The sequence below is a fragment of the Shewanella sp. FeAMO genome, assembly GCF_053653955.1.
Genome location: NZ_CM132201.1, coordinates 2523571 through 2542725, shown reverse-complemented (window position 1 = coordinate 2542725; position 19155 = coordinate 2523571). Strand labels below are relative to the sequence as shown.

Here is a 19155-nt window from a genome sequence, read left to right as displayed (position 1 = left end):
TCAGATGCCTTGAACGCCAATTGCTGTGCAAGCCAGAGTGCCACGAGGACTTATTCGCACCTTCCTTTACCTTCTTTGAAATAAAAAGGCAGTTTAACTGAATGCTTATATGCAAATGCATGCAAAAAAGCATAAAAATGACATGTAAAACCCTTTGAATCATATGATGTTTTTTTTGGAATCGCCCGCAAGGTCAAAATTTGCACTGACTGACTCAATTTATGGTTGACTCATATCCAGTTGCGCATTATTTTCTGCGCGATGTTTTTAGCAAGGCTCCAACAAAAGCGACCAGTTGTTACTGTCCGTCTGGCGGAAAGCCGTAAATAAAGCAGTTGTTTTGGTGGTGTCTTCAACACCCCACATGACTTTATAGGGCCGCAAGGCCATCTTTTTGAGGACCTAAGTGCATGTCTGAGCCGACAGCGTTAAGTCTTGTTCCCCCCATAGTTGTATTGGTGCTGGCCATTTGGCTGCGTCGTCCCATCCTGGCCTTAATCATAGGTGCCGTCAGCGGGCTATTGCTTCTTGACCCCAGTCAGGTGCTGAACAGCTTTGCCGATATCTCTCTCAAGGTGATGGCCGATGAGACCATAGGTTGGTTAATCCTGGTGTGTGGCAGTTTCGGTGCCCTGATAGCCTTGTTGGTGCGCACAGGTGGCGCCTTGGCCTTTGGCCGTAAAGCGCTAAAACTCGCCAAAGGGCCACGCTCATCTCTGCTGATGACCTTTGTGCTAGGCCTGGTGATCTTTATTGATGATTACCTGAATGCACTCACAGTCGGCGAAACCATGAAACGGGTTACAGACAGGTTCAAGATTTCCCGAGAGATGCTGGCCTATGTGGTTGACTCCACCGCAGCGCCGGTATGTGTGTTGGTGCCGCTATCCACCTGGGCGGTGTTTTTCGGCGGACTTCTGGTCAACAACGGTGTGGCCGCCGAAGGCGAGGGGATCCAAATTTATATGCAGGCGATCCCTTATATGTTTTACGCCTGGTTGGCGGTTGCCATGGTGCTGCTGGTCATCCTTGGCATAGTACCGGCCATAGGACCAATGAAAAAGGCGCAGCTCGCGGCGGCGGCCGGCAATCCGGCCAAAGAGCAGATAGATCTGGATGAAGTTCAGACTTCAGATGAATATGCCGTGCGCGCCATGGAGGAGGAGTTTGAGCAGGCCGACAAGCAAGGTAAGCTGCATAACTTCCTGGTGCCAATTTTGCTGTTGGTTGGTTTTACCGTTTACTTTGATATCGATGTCTGGAAAGGCTTGTTGGCAACACTGGTGATTACCCTGCCATATTACGCGGTGCAGCGTTTGATGCCCTTGTCCGAGATGATGGATCAGATGATAGATGGCTTCAAGAGCATGCTGCCGGCCATAGGCACGGTTATCGCCGCCTTTGTGTTTAAGGATGTTTGCGACCAACTGTTGCTGCCTCAATATGTGATTGAGTCCCTGAGTCCCTTTATGACGCCAAAACTCTTGCCTGCAGTGGTGTTTGTGGCCATGGCAATTCTGGCCTTTGCCACCGGGTCCAGCTGGGGGATTTTTGCGGTGACCATTCCTATTGTAATGCCGCTGGCTCAATCTGTGGGGGCTGATATACCGCTGGTGATAGGTGCCTTGCTGTCGGCTTCATCTTTTGGTAGCCAGGCTTGCTTCTACTCGGACTCCACCGTTCTGGCGGCGCAAGGGTCGGGCTGTAACCTGGTAAGCCATGCGGTGACCCAGTTACCCTATGCCTTGATAGCAGCAGTACTTACCTTTATTGGCTTTATCATAGTCGCATGATTAGTCGCATGATTAGTTGAATGACGGCTGTTTCAAAGCCTGAGCCTACCAACAAAAATCCCCAAGGTTATCCGCGGGGATTTTTTTCAACGGTTGCCGCAAGAAGCCATCAATAAAAGCGGATGCAAAAGGTTCAATAGCTCGACATATCAAACGCTTCTCGGCAGTATTGTGAATAACGATACAGGGAATTTGCCTTCTATGGTGTTTGTAAGTGAGTACCACAAGACTTAAGGACAGAGCTGCATGCATATATTCTTTGCCATTACTGCACTACTGTTATTACTCATAACACCTCTAAGCAGTAACAAGAGCCGTTGGTTTACCCCATCACCTCGCCAGGCTATGGCTTTTATCAGCGTTCTTTGGCTAATTGTCTGGGGCTGCTCTGCAATTTTCAAAACTATACTTCCCGATGCTTCAGGCTCAGGTGTGATAAGTGCTATTGCAGGCTTGGTACTGGTTATTTTGCTTATTTTTGCCGGTATCTTAATGATCACCCGGATGGATGGAAAACACAGTGCCAAACGAAGTGCGGCACTTAAGGTTTTTCGCGCCAAACAGCGGCAAGATTATGGTCAAACCCCTTTGATTGAACATTTTAATGTTACTCAAAACCAGGATACTGCAGGTCAGCTCATCTCCTTAAACGCGGAGATCGTTTTTAAACGCGATCCCTTAATTGAAGACCACAACATTAAGATAATTGTCTTTGTGGATACCAATAGCCAGACTCAAGGGGCTTCCCTTTATGAAAATGTACTCTTCTCATCCCGCATGGCACTCCAGTGCCAGTCGGAAAGTTCACTCGTCTACCAAGTGGAGATAGAGGCTGCAGAGATAAGGAACGAGCTGAACCGAATAAGAGGCAGGTTGAAAGACTGTTCAAATGAAGAGTTAACGGGGAAGGATGAGAGTGATATCAAACTCGACTACTCTGTGTATGTAATCGGTCCTGATTATATTACGGAGCTAGCTGAGAAACCCGGTATATGCTTTACCTCTTTGTCTGATGAGGCGCTCGCTTTGCGGGACTATTATCCGGGAGGCTCCCCCTATGAAGCAGCTTACCCTGCCTTATCGAATGAGAAGTTAATGCTCAATACCCGTTTACGACTGACAAACCAATAACAAGATGTGTTTTTTACGGTACAAAAAAGCCAGCAACGATGCTGGCTTTTACAAAGGAGGGCGATTTAATTAAACGCGCTTCTTGAATTCACCGGTGCGGGTATCGATTTCAATCTTGTCGCCTTCTTTAACGAAGTCGGCAACCATCACCTTCAGATCTGTACCTACGATAGAAGCAGGCTTCATTACCTTACCTGAGGTATCACCACGGGCGGCAGGTTCAGTGTAACCTACTTCGCGAATGATAGTGGTAGGCAGTTCTACAGAGATGGCTTTGCCTTCGTAGAAAGTGACCTGACAGATCTCTTCCATGCCATCAACTATGTAGTTGATGGCATCACCCATGTTTTCGGCTTCAACGTCATACTGGTTGAAGTCTGAGTCCATAAAGACATACATAGGATCAGCAAAGTAAGAGTAGGTGCACTCCAGGCGCTCGAGCTGAATATCTTCCAGCTTGTCGTCAGCCTTGAATACAGTTTCAGTGCCGGAACCTTGCAGCAGGTTCTTCAGCTTCATCTTTACCACAGCAGCGTTACGGCCGGATTTGTTGAACTCGGTCTTGAGTACAACCATAGGGTTGCCGTCAACCATGATAACGTTACCTGCGCGGACTTCCTGAGCAGTCTTCATTACGTATGTTCCTATATAAGCGGTTTTTCAATTCAGCGCAGAATCTTAGCGGGTTTTGGCCATTAGCACTAGCCTGTTTGCCAGATCTGCTTCATTTATTGCTTCAGCCGGCCATTTTTTTGCGTGTTGCATCAATGTCGGCATGGCAGAATTCAGTGCCAGCCAGCTTTGGCTGGCTTGGGCTCCCTGGTCGCAGTTGAACGCGGTATTCAGCGTTCGCCAGGTTTGGGCGACAAGGGGAGGCAGATTATCGCAGTATCGTGCCATAAAAGCATCCAATTTTACCAGATGTGCTTGTTCTTCCTGCTGATAGATATGCCAGATAAAAGGTTTGCCAGCCCACTGAGCTCTTAAAAAAGAGTCTTCCCCGCGAACTATGTTGAAATCGCAACTCCACAACAGCCGATCATAGCCATCTTGATCTGTCATCGGCAGGACTTGCACCTTGAGTGCGCCGCGACTGAAACTCTGGCCTGCTTGCCAACTGACAGGATCTTGCCAGTCGACTTTGGGTCCTGAATCCTGGTTAAATTGCTCAAGCAAAGGCGCGATACAACCTAAGCTGCGCCCCTTGGGGACTAACAGTTGTACCCGCCGCTCACTTTGCTGCCAAAGTTCCAGCAACGCCGGCAAGGCTTGGGTCTCGTAGCTGAACAGGCTAATGAGGTAATCATCAGTGCCAATATCACTAAGCCCCATCTTTGCCAAGTGTGCCATGGCGTGTTCAGGCTTTGCTTGCCAGGCATCACGCTCGCTAAACAGCGACTGCTCGCAGATGAGTCCGCCTGACTTTGGGGTAAAGCCCGGAAAGAAAAAGGTCTTCTTGACCCCTTTGAGCGCCGGCGAACTGAGACCGTGGCAATCATCTATCCAACTCTCGGCGCTGAGATAATCCAGATTTATCCATTTCGGTGCCTTGGCAAGCTCAGGCAGGCTTGTCAGCACTTCCGAGGGCAAGTCGCAAGCAAAGGCTTCTATCAATACTTCGCCCGGTTGCCAGGCTCGGGGTAGGGGAGACAGCCAATGGATGACTTCAACACCACCAAAGTGTTGACTGACAAGGGCCGGGTTTAACTCGGGTAAAATGTGCGTAAAGCTGTTGAGGTCATCGACCCACAAACGTACCTTAATGCCATATTCGCCGGCCAGCTGCCGCGCCAGGCGCCAGGTAACGCCTATGTCGCCATAGTTGTCCACCACAGTACAGAAGATATCCCAATGACGCAGATTATCGGCTTGCATCTTGTTTCTGTTTCCTGAGTAATAGCCAATAAAAAGGCGGCCATATAGGCCGCCGGAGAGTTACCGGGGAGCGAATATCAGTCTTCCAGCTCGGCCAGACACATCTCTTCGTAAATCTGTTTAACCCAGGCGTCGACACGCTCTTCGGTCAATTCGGGCTGGCGGTCTTCATCTATACCCAGACCAACAAAATGCTTGTCGTCAACCAGCCCTTTAGAGGCTTCGAAGTTGTAGCTGTCAGTCGGCCAATGGCCAATGACTATTGCGCCGCGCTCTTCAACGATATCTCGGACCATACCCATGGCATCGAGGAAGTACTCGGCATAGTCTTCCTGATCGCCGCAACCGAAAATGGCCACCAGCTTATCGGTAAAATCAATCTGCTCCAGCTCAGGGAAGAAGTCATCCCAGTCACATTGAGCTTCACCATAGTACCAGGTTGGGATCCCGAAGATCAGCAGGTCGTATTCGGCGATCTGCTCTTTGGTGCTCTTGGCGATATCCTTCACCTCAACCATCTTCTTGCCCAGTTTCTTCTGGATCATCTTGGCTACAGCTTCGGTGTTACCTGTATCGCTACCGAAAAAAAGACCTACAGTTGCCATTGTCTTTCCTTTAATGTCTAGTTCGCTATTTACTTCGATCTTTCCTGACAGGGGCTAACCTAGCTGCTCCTGAAGGATCAATTCTATTAACTGGCTGCGGCTGATGTTACTGGCCAAAGCCTTCTCATTCAAGGCGTCATATAAATCTTGTGACACTTTTAACTCTATTCGTTTCAGACCCTTCGCCCGATCCCGCATGATCTGGTTACGTTTATTCACCTTGAGCTGCTGCTCGCGGGGCAGAGGATTGCTTCTGGGCCGTCCGCGGCGCTTTTCAGTGGCAAAAAGGTCTATGGTTGTTCTATCTGTTGCTTCTTTTGCCATTTGAAATCTGATGTTTAACCTATACCTGAGCCTTCCCAGGTCATTTGAATTATCCCCTTGGCAACAAAGCCTGCACAGCCAAGGAAGAGTACCAACCAAACAATGAAGCGACCAAACTTGGGTACGTTACCCTGATTGAGTACATCCCTGATGGCCATACCGATAAAAAAGAAAATTGCTGCGAAAAACAGATCCAGTCCAACGGCTTCTATCTGTTGCATATACTGGTTCAACACGCTGCAGCCTCCCGGTGTTCCCTAGCCAAAAAGAGGCGCGAATATAGCATATTGGTTCAGGGGCTGCTACCGCATTTACCCTCAGCAAGGGCTTGGATATTAATCGTTACTGTCAATGAAGTCGGACACTATACGGTTGAATATCGCCGGTTTCTGGGCGTGTAGCCAATGCCCGCACCCCTCCAGGGTCTTGGCTTTGACCTTAGGAAACTGAGCCACAATCTCTTCTTTGTAAGCGGCGGTCACATAGTTTGACTCGCTGCCCCGGATCATCAAGGTGGGCCCTTGATAGCTAAGTTGGCCACCGCAGCGCTCAGGGCCATTATGCCAACCTATGATAGCCGGATAACTGTCAATCAGCCCTGGCAGATTCATCTTCCACTCAAAGCCGGATTCGCCGCGGCGCAGGCTCTTGAGCAAAAACTGCGCCGTCGCCTCATCGATCTCATGATTCAAAAGATGTGCCAGCGCCTGACGTCTGTCTTTAATATCCAAAGGCATGCTGCTTAGGCCGGCAAACACTTTTTCATGTCTCGGCGAGTAGGCCACAGGCGCGATATCGGCGGCGGTCAATGACTGTACCCGCTGCGGATAAGCCAGCGCGGTGGCCATAGCAATCTTACCGCCCATGGAATGGCCCACCAGATGCACCTTGTCTATAGCCAGTTCATCAAGCAGAGACACAAGCGCTTTTGCAAGCCCAGGATAGTCCATTTGCGGCCAATGTTCGCTCTGACCATGATTGGGGCAGTCTATCCTTATTACCCGATGATTTTGCTCAAGCAGAGCCCCGAGTGATTTGAGATTGTCCAAATCACCGAATAAGCCATGGATCAGCAACACCGGACTACCGCTTCCGGTCGAAACAAAGTGCATACAGCCCCCTCACAGTGAGTTTGTTGCCAGTATTTCAGCAGGGGGCAAATTCTGCGACAAAGGTCAGTATTTGACAAGGATGGATGCGGATTTAACACTGGCTTTGACTGCTTTTTCAACAAATTGGCTGTGCAAGTCATAGGTTTGTAACTCTATTCTCGCATTTTGATGGATTGAGCCTTCCACCGCTGGCGAGTTATGGCATACTTTGAGCCAAATCGCAGCCGCGCCCCAGATGTGCTTTGATGGCAATGTCATGGCGGCTGCATAGAACAAGTTGAAACTAAAGGAATCGGGCCATGAAATATATTGAGGTGGATGAGGAACTGTATCGCTTTATTGCCGGGAAAACCGAAAGGATAGGCGAAAGCGCATCGGATATTCTTCGTCGACTGCTGGGCTTGGATGTGACAGCCGTTGAACCCAAGGCACCGGTTGAACTCAGCCAGCCAAGCATGGAGCAGGGTTATCGTCCCAATACATTACCCGAGGCCGAGTCAACCCTGGACTTTGACAACCTGTTTAGCAGTGCGGCTATCGAAGCCCAAAAGGGGGCTGTTGGACGTTTTCTGTTTGCCCTCGAATGTCTCTATAACCAGGATCAGCAAGGATTTGAGCAGGTACTGCAGGTTCAGGGGCGTGATCGCCTCTATTTTGCTACCTCGAAGGAAGCCTTGCTTAAGGCCAGTAAATCGGCCAACCCCAAAGAAGTCGGCAGCAGTGGTTTTTGGGTAACCACCAATAACAACACTGCCAAGAAGCACACCATTTTGTCTGAAGTGTTGGAAAAGATGGGCTGCGACGGCGACAAGGCCAAAGAGATAGCCGATAAGGCACTGCCACTTAAGGCATAAATCTTTATTCCAACATCCGCCATCAAGGAGCACTATTTTGGCTATTCATGAGCGGGCCGGTAAAAGGGCCATGCAGAAGGATCTGGTTAATATTCCGCGGCTGATGAGCCATTATTACCGAATTGTCCCCAACTGTGATGACCCGGCCCAAAGGGTGTGTTTTGGCACCTCGGGGCACAGGGGCAGTTCCTTCAGCGGCAGCTTCAATCAAAACCATATCTGGGCCATTACCCAGGCAGTGGTAGATTACCGCCAATCCCAGGGGATTGAGGGTTCACTCTATCTGGGCATGGACACCCATGCCTTATCTGAAGCGGCTTATATTTCGGCCATCGAAGTCTTGCTGGCCAACAATGTAAAGTTGGTGGTGCAAGAGAGCCAGGGCTTTACGCCTACGCCTGTCATTTCCCATGCCATAGTTAGCGCAAACCGAAATGCCGCCGAGCTCAGCGATGGCATTATTATTACCCCGTCCCACAATCCACCTCAGGATGGCGGAATTAAGTACAATCCGCCCCATGGTGGGCCGGCAGAAGGTGAGATTACTGCCTGGATTGAGCAGCGAGCCAATGACTATCTCAAGGCACAGCTGGAAGGGGTCAGGAAACTCAACTACGGCGTAGCCGTCAGTATCGGACTCATCAAGGAAACCGATCTTATAGAGCCCTATGTTGCCGATCTCGCCTCTGTAGTAAATATGCAAGCCATCAAAGATGCCGGCGTTCGCATAGGTGTCGACCCTCTGGGCGGCTCAGGCATCCATTACTGGCCACATATTGTCCGCCGTTATGGCGTGAATATCACAGTGGTCAACGACCGGGTCGATCCCAGCTTCGGCTTTATGCCACTGGATAAAGACGGCAAAATCCGCATGGACTGCTCATCGCCTTTTGCCATGGCAGGCCTGCTTAAGCACATGGATGAGTTCGATATCTGCCTTGGGAATGATCCCGACTACGACAGACACGGGATAGTCTGCCCAGAGACAGGTTTGATGGACCCCAACCACTTTTTGGCGGTGGCGATAGATTACCTGCTGGAGCACAGACCCGACTGGCCGCAGACGCTGCAAATTGGCAAGACCTTGGTTTCCAGTGGCATGATAGACAAGATAGTTGCCTCACACGGTCGCAAGCTTTGTGAAGTGCCGGTTGGTTTCAAGTGGTTTGTCAGTGGTTTGAGTGAAGCCAGCCTGGCCTTTGGCGGCGAAGAAAGCGCCGGCGCCGCCTTCCTTCGACGTGACGGCACAACCTGGTGCACGGACAAAGACGGTTTTATTCTCGGGCTGCTGGCCGCTGAAATCCTCGCCGTAACCGGCAAAAACCCAGCCGAGCGTTATGCAGAACTGGCTGCGATACACGGTCATTGCTTCTACAAACGGATAGACAGCCCCATCAATGCCAAGCAAAAGGCGCGCTTTGCCACCCTCAATGCAGATACCCTGGGGGCAGAGACTTTGGCCGGAGACAAGATTAAGGCGGTACTGACCAAGGCCCCCGGCAATGATGGTGCCATTGGCGGTATTAAGGTGCTAACCGACAACGGCTGGTTTGCCGCCAGACCTTCAGGTACTGAGGCACTCTATAAAATTTACGCCGAAAGCTTTGTCAGCGAGCAGCATCTGCAGCAGATACTGGAACAGGCGAGAGCTCTGATAACCAGCGCCCTAAAAGGCAAGCCGAACTGAGCTTAAGAGATTGCCAATTCAGTAAAAAAGCGCAGCCGTGAACACAGTTGCGCTTTTTTATTTCCGGGGATCAATATTCAAGATGGCAACTGGGCAAGTTATTCTTCTGGATATAATCCTGATGATATTCTTCCGCACGATGAAACTGTTTCACTGGAACAATTTCCGTCACTATGTGCCGCTGACCCCACTTACCACTACGAGCCAACGCCAGTTTTGAGGCCTCAGCCTGCTCCTTCTGCTCTTTGCTATGAAAAAAAATCACGCTCCGATACTGGGTGCCGATATCACCACCTTGGCGATTGAGACTGGTGGGGTTGTGATTGCTCCAGAAAACTTGCAGCAGCTCGGTAAATGAAACCTGGGCTTCATCGAACTCCACCTGAACCACTTCGGCATGGCCGCTGTTTCCCTGTTTTACCTCTTCATAGCGGTTGATTCTATCATCACCGCCCATATAACCACTGGTGGCGTTTAATACCCCGGGCACTTGACGAAAGAAATACTCCACCCCCCAAAAACAACCGCCACCGAATGTTGCTACCGCCATTAAATTTACCTCTAGATGTCCAGATGGCCAAAATTATGCGTGATAAGTTTTTCCGGCGCAAGTGGTGTATTTGTCGGAGTGGCTTTTTTGCTCCTTAGTTAGATAAGAACTATCTGAAACCAGTTCGCAAGCCTGGCATTGGATAGCTTTGGTCACATAACCAATTTAATAAGCTGTGGTACTATGAAACCTTGCTCTCTGGCGCTGGTCTCAACAAGCAAACGCATTGCAACAAGTTCCCAGGAGACAGCGTTAATGGAAACAACAGCCAAATCGGCAATAAGAAGGAGTATTTCGTGTTACAAGCCCTGAAGGATAATCCTGACTTCCTGTCATTGACTCTGAATAACCCCAATTCATTGGAGAGTATTAGTGGCACGCTTGGCGACCACACCCGGATAGCGATTTGGGACACAGGAGTCTTGCTGTTTGAACCTCTGAACAACCAGAGTGATAAAGATATCGTGCTGTCATCCGGGGTACACGGCAATGAAACTGCACCTATCGAACTGTGTAATGGCATTATCAAGTCGCTGTTAAAGCAAGAAATACGGGTAGGGCAGCGAGTACTGTTCATGTTCGGTAACCCGGCGGCAATTAACCGTGGCACTCGTATTGTCGATGAAAACCTCAACCGGCTGTTCAGTGGCGAGCATTCAAATCCCCCCGGGCTGGTGAACCCGGAGCGGATCCGCGCCAAGAAATTGGAAACTTATGTCACACGTTTCTTCGAAGACGCACCACAAGGGGCAAGACAGAGGATCCATTACGATCTGCACACCGCCATTCGCGGCTCCAAGCATGAAAAGTTTGCCATCTATCCCTATCGACCGGGTAAGGCTTACAGCCGCGAACAATTGATGTTCCTGGAGGCGGCCGGAGTCGATACCGTGTTGCTGCATCACGAACCCACAACTACTTTCAGCTATTTCTCGTCAAATCAGTTTGGCGCCGACGCCTTTACCATTGAACTTGGCAAGGTTTACCCCATGGGACAAAACGATATGACACGTTTTATCGCCACCCGGGAGATGCTGAGCCGTTTGATCTGCAAGCAATCGCTCGAACTCGAGGAGCAGGCGCTTGAGCGGGTCAATATCTATCAGGTCTGTAGGGTCATCAATAAGCAGGCCGACGACTTTGAATTTACCTTCGCCAGCGATGTGGAAAACTTCACAGCTTTCCCCAAGGGATATGTGCTGGCGCGGGAAGCGGGCCGGGATATTCGAGTAGAGCAGGACTCGGAAGCCGTGGTGTTTCCCAACGCCAAGGTGCCCATTGGCCAACGTACAGTGATCTGCCTGGTTCAGGCCACAGAGGTGCCATTGGCCTGAATTGTAAACCAATATATACGCGCCGATCCCATGCTAGTTGGCAAAGCACCCAAGGCGGGAGTTGCTTGCTAGTTTACGTTAACGTAATGTTCGAGGCGCGTACTGAAAAAATCGGTAGGGCCGGTTTCGAGCCGGACAAACCCAGAGATAACAAGAGCACACTATGAGCAACGCAACAAAGATGAATGAGACGGTGCATCGGGTGAGTTTTTTGAACAAGGACTCGCTGCATATCCCTGTACTCAAAATACTTCAGGCCGACGGCACCACCTATGAAGAGGCAGTATTGCCCGTCATAGATGAAGCCCTGTCACGCAAGATATTCGATACCTGTGTCTTTACCCGTGTCCTGGACGAACGTATGTTGGGCGCCCAGCGTCAGGGAAGGATCAGTTTTTACATGACCTGTATCGGTGAAGAAGCCGCCGTTATCGGCAGTGCCGCCGCGCTGGATGACAAGGATGTGATCCTTGCCCAGTACCGCGAACATGCCGCATTGCGTTATCGCGGCTTTACCACTGAGCAGTTTATGAACCAGATGTTCAGCAATGAGAAAGATCTGGGCAAAGGCCGGCAGATGCCTATTCACTACGGCAGCCGTGAACTCAACTATCAAACCATCTCTTCACCGCTGGCGACTCAGATCCCGCAGGCATCCGGCGTAGGTTACTCGCTGAAGATGCAGGGCAAGCGTAATGTCGCTATCTGTTACTTCGGTGAAGGTGCCGCCTCTGAAGGTGATTTCCATGCCGGTCTTAATATGGCCGCAGTTCACAAAGCGCCGGTCATCTTCTTCTGTCGCAACAACGGCTACGCCATCTCAACCCCTACGGAAGAGCAGTACGCCGGTAACGGCATAGCCAGCCGCGGCGTTGGTTATGGCATGCACACCATCAGAGTCGACGGTAACGATATGCTGGCGGTTCTGGCCGCAACGCAGCAAGCCAGAGCCTACGCGCTTGAAAACAACGCGCCTGTGCTGATTGAAGCCATGACCTACCGCCTGGGTGCCCACTCATCTTCCGACGACCCATCCGGTTATCGCTCCAAAGAGGAAGAAGCCAAGTGGCAACAGCACGACCCTGTGAAACGCTTCAAGTTGTGGCTTATCAACAAAGGCTGGCTCAAGGAAAGCGACGAGACCGAGCTGTATGAGAAGTATCGCGAGGAAGTGCTGGCCGCGGTAAAAGTGGCCGAAAAGGTTCCGGCACCAGCCATAGACGCCATCATAGAAGACGTTTTTGATCAGCCGACAGCGGCGCTCAAGCAGCAATTAACCGAGCTTAAGGCCCACGTTGCCAAGTATCCGAAAGCCTATCCTAAAACAGCAGGGAGATCATAAGCGTGGCACAGATGAATATGTTACAGGCCATCAATAATGCCCTGACCATAGCGATGGAAGCCGACGAAAAAATGCTGGTTTTCGGTGAAGACGTAGGCCATTTCGGCGGTGTGTTCCGGGCAACTTCCGGTTTGCAGGAAAAGTTTGGCCGTGAGCGCTGTTTCAATACTCCACTTACAGAACAGGGGATTGCCGGCTTTGCCAACGGCCTGGCTTCCAACGGCATGACGCCGGTAGCGGAAATCCAGTTTGCCGACTACATCTTCCCGGCGTTCGATCAAATCGTCAACGAAGCGGCCAAGTTCAGATACCGCAGCGGCAACGAGTTTGATGTCGGCGGCCTGACCTTCAGAACCCCCTATGGCGGCGGCATTGCCGGCGGTCATTACCACTCCCAGTCACCGGAAGCCTACTTTACCCAAACACCCGGTCTTAAGGTGGTGGTTCCCCGTAACCCATACCAAGCCAAGGGTTTGCTGCTGGCCTCCATTCGCGATAAGAACCCAGTGGTCTTCTTCGAACCCAAGCGCCTGTACCGCGCCTCTGTCGGCGATGTGCCGGAAGGCGATTATCAACTGGAGCTGGGTAAAGCCGAAGTGGTTCGTGAAGGTAAAGATATTACTCTGCTTGCCTGGGGCGCGCAGATGGAAATCATAGAGAAAGCAGCCGATATGGCCAAAGAGGAAGGTATTGACTGTGAAGTCATCGACCTTCGTACTCTCGCGCCTTGGGATGTGGAAACCGTGGCCGAGTCGGTGAAAAAGACCGGCAGATTGCTCATCAACCACGAAGCGCCGCTGACCGGTGGTTTTGCCGGTGAAATTGCCGCTACCATCCAACAGGAATGTTTCCTGTACCTGGAGTCGCCCATCAGCCGGGTCTGTGGTCTGGATACGCCATATCCATTGATCCACGAAAAAGAATATATGCCGGATGCGCTTAAAACCTTTGAAGCCATCAAGGCCTCGGTGAATTTCTAGGAGAGCCAGGATGATTAAAGATTTTATTTTGCCCGACATAGGCGAAGGTGTTGTCGAGTGTGAACTGGTGGAATGGTTGGTGACTGAGGGCGATAGCGTCGCCGAAGATCAACCCGTTTGTGATGTGATGACAGACAAGGCACTGGTGCAAATTCCTGCGCCTTTCCCCGGTGTTATCAGTAAGCTTTATTACGCCAAGGGTGAAATTGCCAAGGTGCATGAGCCTTTGTATGCCGTGGAAGTGGACGCTGTAGACAGTGAAGCGCCAGCAGCCAATGTGGCCGGCGCCGATACCGCTGCATCGCCTAGCACTAACGCTGCGGCTAGTGTCGGTAGCCAGGTGGAAGACTTTATGCTGCCGGATATCGGCGAGGGCATAGTCGAGTGCGAACTGGTGGAGTGGCTGGTCGCAGAAGGCGACACTGTGGTTGAAGATCAACCCATCTGCGATGTAATGACAGACAAGGCACTGGTGCAAATCCCGGCGATGAAGGCCGGTAAAATCGTCAAGCTGCACTACCGTAAGGGGCAGTTGGCCCAAGTGCATCAGCCACTGTTTGCCATTGAAGTTGCCGCTGAATCCGCCAGTGCACCTGTGGCTCAAACCGCTGCAGCAAGTGCATCATCTGGCTCAACCTCTGCCGCCTCTCAAGCCCAGACTCAAGCCCATAGCGGTTCGCAAACTGCTGGCAGCAGTATGGTGCCCCAAGGTAAGGCGCTGGCGAGCCCAGCGGTAAGACGTATGGCTCGCAGCCTGGATGTCGATATCGCCAAAGTGCCTGGCAGTGGTAAAAACGGCCGGGTCTACAAAGAGGATATCGAGCGTTTCCTCAAGGGGGCGACTCCTCAGGCACAACCCCAAACTTTGCCACAGGGCCAAGTGCAAACCGGCACAGCGGCAACTGCAAACGACAGGGTAGAGCCTATCAAGGGCGTTCGCGCTGTGATGGCGCGGATGATGACGGAGTCAGTTTCCAGCATTCCGCACTTTACTTACTGCGAAGAGCTGGACTTGACCGAGCTTATCGCCCTTCGTGAAGCGATGAAGGCCAAGTACTCCAATGACGAGCTTAAGCTGACCATGATGCCTTTCTTTATGAAGGCCATGTCGCTGGCGCTGACCGAGTTTCCGGTGATCAACAGCCGAGTGAACGCCGATTGCACTGAGCTCACCTATCTTGGCCGTCATAACATAGGTATGGCCGTTGACTCCAAGGTTGGCTTGTTGGTGCCCAACGTCAAGGATGTGCAGGATAAGTCGATTCTGGATGTCGCCGCCGAAGTTACCCGTCTGACCCAGGCAGCGCGCTCGGGTAGAGTCGCACCGACCGATCTTAAAGATGGCAGCATCTCTATCTCCAACATAGGCGCTCTGGGCGGCACTGTGGCGACACCTATCATCAATAAACCTGAAGTGGCGATTGTGGCCTTGGGTAAGGTGCAAACCCTGCCGCGTTTCAATGCCAAGGGTGAGGTCGAAGCCCGTAAACTGATGCAGGTCAGTTGGTCAGGTGACCACAGAGTAATAGATGGCGGCACTATTGCCCGCTTCTGTAATCTGTGGAAACAGTATCTCGAGCAGCCGCAGGAAATGCTGCTGGCGATGAGATAATCATAAAGGCCCTGCAATGCGGGGCCTTGTTTTAGGTGTACTTCGGGAGCATCACTATTCTTGCCTTCTTAAGGCAATGGCTTTATTTGATCCCAAGCACAAAGTGGTTACGATTTGATGGCAGATTTCGTATAATCGCCAACAGTATTAGTCGCATTGGGTCTGTTATGAGTCAGGTAGCACCAAGCATAGAACACATTCAATATCCTTTCCCGCCAAAACCGGTTCCCTTGTCTGAACAGGAAAAAAGCGAATACAAAGCCAGGATCAAGCAACTGCTCAAGGAGCAGAATGCCGTGCTGGTTGCCCACTACTATACGGATCCTGAAATTCAGGCACTGGCCGAGGAAACCGGTGGCTGCGTTTCCGACTCGTTGGAAATGGCGCGTTTTGGTCGCGATCATCCTGCCAAGAAGCTCATCGTTGCCGGGGTTAAGTTTATGGGGGAAACCGCCAAGATCCTTAGCCCGGAAAAAACCATTCTGATGCCGACTCTGGAAGCCACCTGTTCTCTGGATGTTGGCTGTCCTATTGAGCAGTTCAGTGCCTTCTGTGATGCGCACCCGGATCACACTGTTGTGGTCTATGCCAACACGTCGGCTGCGGTCAAAGCCCGGGCCGATTGGGTGGTGACTTCCAGCATAGCGCTGGAAATCGTTGAACACCTGGATAGTGAAGGCAAAAAAATCATCTGGGGGCCAGACCGTCACTTGGGCAGTTATATTGCCAAGCAAACCGGTGCCGAGATGTTGATGTGGCAGGGCGAGTGTATCGTTCACGATGAATTCAAGGCCAGGGCCTTGCGTCAATTAAAGGCGCAGCACCCGAACGCCGCGATTCTGGTTCACCCTGAATCTCCGGCGAGTGTGGTGGAAATGGCCGATGCGGTAGGTTCAACCAGCCAGTTGATCAAAGCCGCCCAGACCATGGACAATGATACCTTTATCGTGGCCACTGACAGAGGCATCTTCTACAAGATGCAACAGGCAGCACCGGGCAAGACCCTGATTGAAGCCCCAACCGGCGGTGAAGGCGCCACTTGCCGCAGCTGTGCTCACTGCCCCTGGATGGCAATGAATGGCCTCAAGGCGATAGCCAGTGCGCTGGAAAGTCAGGACAACAGCCAGCATGAGATCTTTGTCGATGAAGAGCTGCGTCAAGGGGCTCTGGTGCCTCTGACCCGGATGCTGGATTTTGCCAAGACCCTCAACATGCAAGTCAAAGGCAACGCCTGATAAACCCGCAAGAGTTTGAACCAAGTCAAAGAGCCTGCAAATGCAGGCTCTTTTTCCATTTACACTCGGTTTCATCGACTATACTTGCCGACGTATGCTAAAAATTGTATTTCATAGCAATAAATTAGTAAGTTAGCTGCTTAAAGGATGCATCAATGAAATGGCAATGGATTGAAAATCTTCCTCTGAAACACAAATTTCTCTTGGTTATCCTGCCGCCTTTCATTGCGGCAACCCTGTTTGGTATTTTGTTGTTCAGCGATCGGCTGTCGCTCGCCAATGGCCTGGAAGAAGTGCTGGATCTCAGTGAACTGGCGGTGGTTAACTCGGCGCTGGTGCATGAGCTGCAAAAAGAGCGCGGCATGAGCGCCGGTTATCTCGGCTCCAAGGGCAAGAGCTTTGCCGACAAACTGCCGGGCCAGCGGCAACTCACAGATAATCAACTCCAACAATTCAATGATTTCTTGAATAATCATCAACTGCCCGCCGATTTTGCCGCTGATTTAACCGAGGCAAGGAACAGCATCGCCCGCTTGAGAGAAATTCGCAGCCAGGTTGATAGACAAGGGATAAGCGTTGCTGAAGAAGTGGCGTTTTACACTCAGCTGAATAAATTATTGTTGTCGATTGTCGATCTCAGTGTACAGAAGGGCGGCGATCAACAAATTGCCATGCAAGCTGCAGCATTCTCGGCCTTTTTGCAGATGAAGGAACGCGCCGGTATCGAGCGAGCCGTACTGAGTTCAACCTTCGGCCAAAGTGAGTTCAAACCTGGTGTCTATCGCAAATTTATCACTCTGGTTTCCGAGCAGGACGCTTATCAGGAAAGGTTTGTGGCCTTGGCTGATGAAACCGCACTCAAGAATTTACAGGTATTGCAAGCCCAAGCCGCAGTGGCTGAAGTGGCTCGCTTGAGGGAATTGGCCTTTGGTCAGAAAGCCGAAGAGCTCAAGTCTCAATCTCCCGAAACCTGGTTTGCCCAATCCACTGCCCGTATCGATCTTCTGCATAAGTTTGAGCAGCAGCTGTCAGACAAACTGCTGACAGAGACTCTGAGTAAACAGCAAAGCGCAGCCAATCAGACCTGGCTTCTACTTGGGATCATGGTGATAGGTCTGATCATTGTCAGTCTGGTCTCCAGCATCATACTCAAGTATCTGCACGGCAGCTTGAGGGAGTTACATCAGGGCGTAACCCGAGCCAGGGCTCACTATGACTTAAGCGTGCGTTTGCCCCATACGGGCAAAGATGAATTTGGCGAGCTGGCCGAGTCTTTCAACAGTATGATGACTGACTTTGAACAGGTAATACTGCGCGTCCGCTCCAGCAGCAAGACCCTGCTTGGAGTGGTGCAACAGATGGAACAACACTCGACCCAGATGCAGGCCGATGTGTCTGTTGGCTACAGTGAGACAGAACAAGTGGCTTCGGCGATGACAGAAATGAGCTCAACCGTACAGGAAATTGCCTCCAATGCGGTACGGGCTTCGGAAGCATCCAATCAAGCCAGCACTGAGGCCAGGGAAGGGAGCCTGGAAGTGGGGCGAACGGCATCGGCCATCAATGAACTGGCTGAAGAGATTAGTTATGCCGCCGATGCAATATCCAAACTGGATAAAGATATTCACGGCATTGTCAGTGTACTGGAGGTCATCAGTGGCATAGCCGAGCAGACCAATCTCCTGGCTCTGAATGCCGCCATCGAAGCCGCCCGGGCCGGCGAAATGGGCCGCGGCTTTGCCGTGGTGGCCGATGAGGTGCGCAATCTGGCGCAGCGGGCACAATCTTCCACCGAAGATATTCGTAATATGACAGTAAGGCTCAAACAGGGCGCCGAAGTGGCGGTAGCCGCCATCACCAAAGGCAAGACGCAGGCGGGTACCAGTGTCGATGAGGCCAATCGCGCCGGTGAGGAACTAAGACGCATAGTTGAGCACGTGGAGGTTATCGATAGCATGAATGAACAGATAGCTGCCGCGACCCATGAGCAATCGGCCGTATCAGAAGAGGTGAATCGCAACGCTATGAAGATTAGCGATATTTACCGTAATACTCAGGATATCGCCAATGAGCTTGGCAAACTCAATGAGCTGTTGATTAAAGACGCCAACAAGATGAGCGATGAAGTGAGTAAATTCCGCCTCAATGAACATTGATTGCAGCATTTTTCACCCGCTTTGTTCAGCAAACGCGCAAACGGATATTATGGCGGATTTTTGCTTGACCGGCATTCGCCTTTTGCGTAAAGTACCGCTCCATCAAGGGGATAGAGATATCTCTTGCTGAATGTGTTGATACGCACAGTAAATAGTATCGATGCGGTGAGGTGTCCGAGTGGCTGAAGGAGCACGCCTGGAAAGTGTGTATACGGCAACGTATCGAGGGTTCGAATCCCTCCTTCACCGCCAGATTTAGACGACGGGGTTCAGTTTAGGCTGAACCCCGTTTTCGTTTATAAAGCCCAGGGGATGATAGGGGAGTTATCTTAGGCTGTTCTGTCCTTCAAGGCTAAAAACCAAGCGAACGGATGATAATGCGTGATAAAGCATTGACCCGGCCTTTGGAGTTCTCTATAGTAGCGCCCCGTTGAGACGCAATGTCCAACGTACGGTGAGGTGTCCGAGTGGCTGAAGGAGCACGCCTGGAAAGTGTGTATACGGCAACGTATCGAGGGTTCGAATCCCTCCTTCACCGCCAGATTCTGATAACGGGACCCAGTAT

Annotated in this window: 18 protein-coding genes and 2 tRNA genes; 12 read left to right on the top strand and 8 right to left on the bottom strand. The window is 51.2% G+C overall.

From position 1 onward, the window contains the following. Nucleotides 1-410: 410 nt before the first annotated feature. Nucleotides 411-1793: a Na+/H+ antiporter NhaC family protein gene (locus ACWAU4_RS11365; RefSeq protein WP_044734497.1), complete on the top strand. Its 1383-nt coding sequence runs from the start codon at nucleotides 411-413 to the stop codon at nucleotides 1791-1793. A gap of 246 nt (nucleotides 1794-2039) precedes the next feature. Then, nucleotides 2040-2924: a hypothetical protein gene (locus ACWAU4_RS11360; RefSeq protein ID WP_054744384.1), complete on the top strand. Its 885-nt coding sequence runs from the start codon at nucleotides 2040-2042 to the stop codon at nucleotides 2922-2924. A 69-nt stretch (nucleotides 2925-2993) separates the two neighbouring features. Here the strand turns inward: ACWAU4_RS11360 and efp are convergent, their stop codons facing one another. From efp to ACWAU4_RS11325, 7 genes are all read right to left on the bottom strand, one after another. Continuing rightward, entirely contained in the window at nucleotides 2994-3557 is a 564-nt protein-coding gene (gene efp / locus ACWAU4_RS11355; protein WP_025010405.1) for an elongation factor P, read from the bottom strand. 45 nt (nucleotides 3558-3602) lie between these two features. After that, complete coding sequence (gene earP, locus ACWAU4_RS11350; protein ID WP_109247756.1) at nucleotides 3603-4799, bottom strand: elongation factor P maturation arginine rhamnosyltransferase EarP; 1197 nt, start codon at nucleotides 4797-4799, stop codon at nucleotides 3603-3605. A gap of 77 nt (nucleotides 4800-4876) precedes the next feature. After that, nucleotides 4877-5404: a flavodoxin FldA gene (fldA, locus tag ACWAU4_RS11345; RefSeq protein WP_025010404.1), complete on the bottom strand. Its 528-nt coding sequence runs from the start codon at nucleotides 5402-5404 to the stop codon at nucleotides 4877-4879. Between the two features lie 54 nt (nucleotides 5405-5458). After that, entirely contained in the window at nucleotides 5459-5728 is a 270-nt protein-coding gene (gene ybfE, locus ACWAU4_RS11340) for a LexA regulated protein (RefSeq protein WP_025010403.1), read from the bottom strand. Nucleotides 5729-5742: 14 nt separating this feature from the next. Beyond that, nucleotides 5743-5964, bottom strand: coding sequence for a DUF2788 domain-containing protein (locus ACWAU4_RS11335; protein WP_025887393.1), 222 nt, complete (start codon nucleotides 5962-5964; stop codon nucleotides 5743-5745). Nucleotides 5965-6063: 99 nt separating this feature from the next. Then, nucleotides 6064-6840 (bottom strand): alpha/beta fold hydrolase, encoded by a 777-nt coding sequence (locus ACWAU4_RS11330; RefSeq protein ID WP_044734494.1) that lies wholly within the window; start codon nucleotides 6838-6840, stop codon nucleotides 6064-6066. Between the two features lie 63 nt (nucleotides 6841-6903). Beyond that, entirely contained in the window at nucleotides 6904-7098 is a 195-nt protein-coding gene (locus ACWAU4_RS11325; protein WP_129979663.1) for a hypothetical protein, read from the bottom strand. Between the two features lie 41 nt (nucleotides 7099-7139). On the opposite strand from ACWAU4_RS11325, the gene seqA reads away from it, so the two are divergent. Then, entirely contained in the window at nucleotides 7140-7694 is a 555-nt protein-coding gene (gene seqA / locus ACWAU4_RS11320) for a replication initiation negative regulator SeqA (RefSeq protein ID WP_044734493.1), read from the top strand. Nucleotides 7695-7731: 37 nt separating this feature from the next. Continuing rightward, entirely contained in the window at nucleotides 7732-9381 is a 1650-nt protein-coding gene (pgm, locus tag ACWAU4_RS11315; RefSeq protein WP_109247757.1) for a phosphoglucomutase (alpha-D-glucose-1,6-bisphosphate-dependent), read from the top strand. Nucleotides 9382-9451: 70 nt separating this feature from the next. Here pgm and msrA read toward each other — a convergent pair whose 3' ends face one another. Further along, on the bottom strand, nucleotides 9452-9931 hold the full coding sequence (msrA, locus tag ACWAU4_RS11310; RefSeq protein WP_025010399.1) for a peptide-methionine (S)-S-oxide reductase MsrA: 480 nt from the start codon (nucleotides 9929-9931) through the stop codon (nucleotides 9452-9454). 296 nt (nucleotides 9932-10227) lie between these two features. On the opposite strand from msrA, the gene astE reads away from it, so the two are divergent. The 8 genes from astE (at nucleotide 10228) to ACWAU4_RS11270 (ending at nucleotide 19131) form a co-directional block, all read left to right on the top strand. Beyond that, a complete protein-coding gene (astE, locus tag ACWAU4_RS11305) occupies nucleotides 10228-11265 on the top strand; it encodes a succinylglutamate desuccinylase (RefSeq protein ID WP_144131005.1) in 1038 nt (345 codons plus the stop codon). Between the two features lie 163 nt (nucleotides 11266-11428). Continuing rightward, nucleotides 11429-12607 carry a thiamine pyrophosphate-dependent dehydrogenase E1 component subunit alpha gene (locus ACWAU4_RS11300; RefSeq protein ID WP_028779909.1) on the top strand — a complete coding sequence of 393 codons (1179 nt, stop codon included), beginning with the start codon at nucleotides 11429-11431 and terminating at the stop codon, nucleotides 12605-12607. 2 nt (nucleotides 12608-12609) lie between these two features. Then, a complete protein-coding gene (locus tag ACWAU4_RS11295) occupies nucleotides 12610-13587 on the top strand; it encodes an alpha-ketoacid dehydrogenase subunit beta (protein ID WP_025887401.1) in 978 nt (325 codons plus the stop codon). Nucleotides 13588-13597: 10 nt separating this feature from the next. Then, on the top strand, nucleotides 13598-15199 hold the full coding sequence (locus ACWAU4_RS11290) for a dihydrolipoyllysine-residue acetyltransferase (protein ID WP_144131003.1): 1602 nt from the start codon (nucleotides 13598-13600) through the stop codon (nucleotides 15197-15199). A gap of 167 nt (nucleotides 15200-15366) precedes the next feature. Continuing rightward, on the top strand, nucleotides 15367-16434 hold the full coding sequence (nadA, locus tag ACWAU4_RS11285; protein WP_025010396.1) for a quinolinate synthase NadA: 1068 nt from the start codon (nucleotides 15367-15369) through the stop codon (nucleotides 16432-16434). A 155-nt stretch (nucleotides 16435-16589) separates the two neighbouring features. Further along, nucleotides 16590-18590 (top strand): methyl-accepting chemotaxis protein, encoded by a 2001-nt coding sequence (locus tag ACWAU4_RS11280; RefSeq protein WP_208126060.1) that lies wholly within the window; start codon nucleotides 16590-16592, stop codon nucleotides 18588-18590. A gap of 164 nt (nucleotides 18591-18754) precedes the next feature. Further along, nucleotides 18755-18842, top strand: a tRNA-Ser gene (locus tag ACWAU4_RS11275). A 201-nt stretch (nucleotides 18843-19043) separates the two neighbouring features. Then, nucleotides 19044-19131 (top strand) — tRNA-Ser (locus ACWAU4_RS11270). Nucleotides 19132-19155 lie beyond the last annotated feature (24 nt).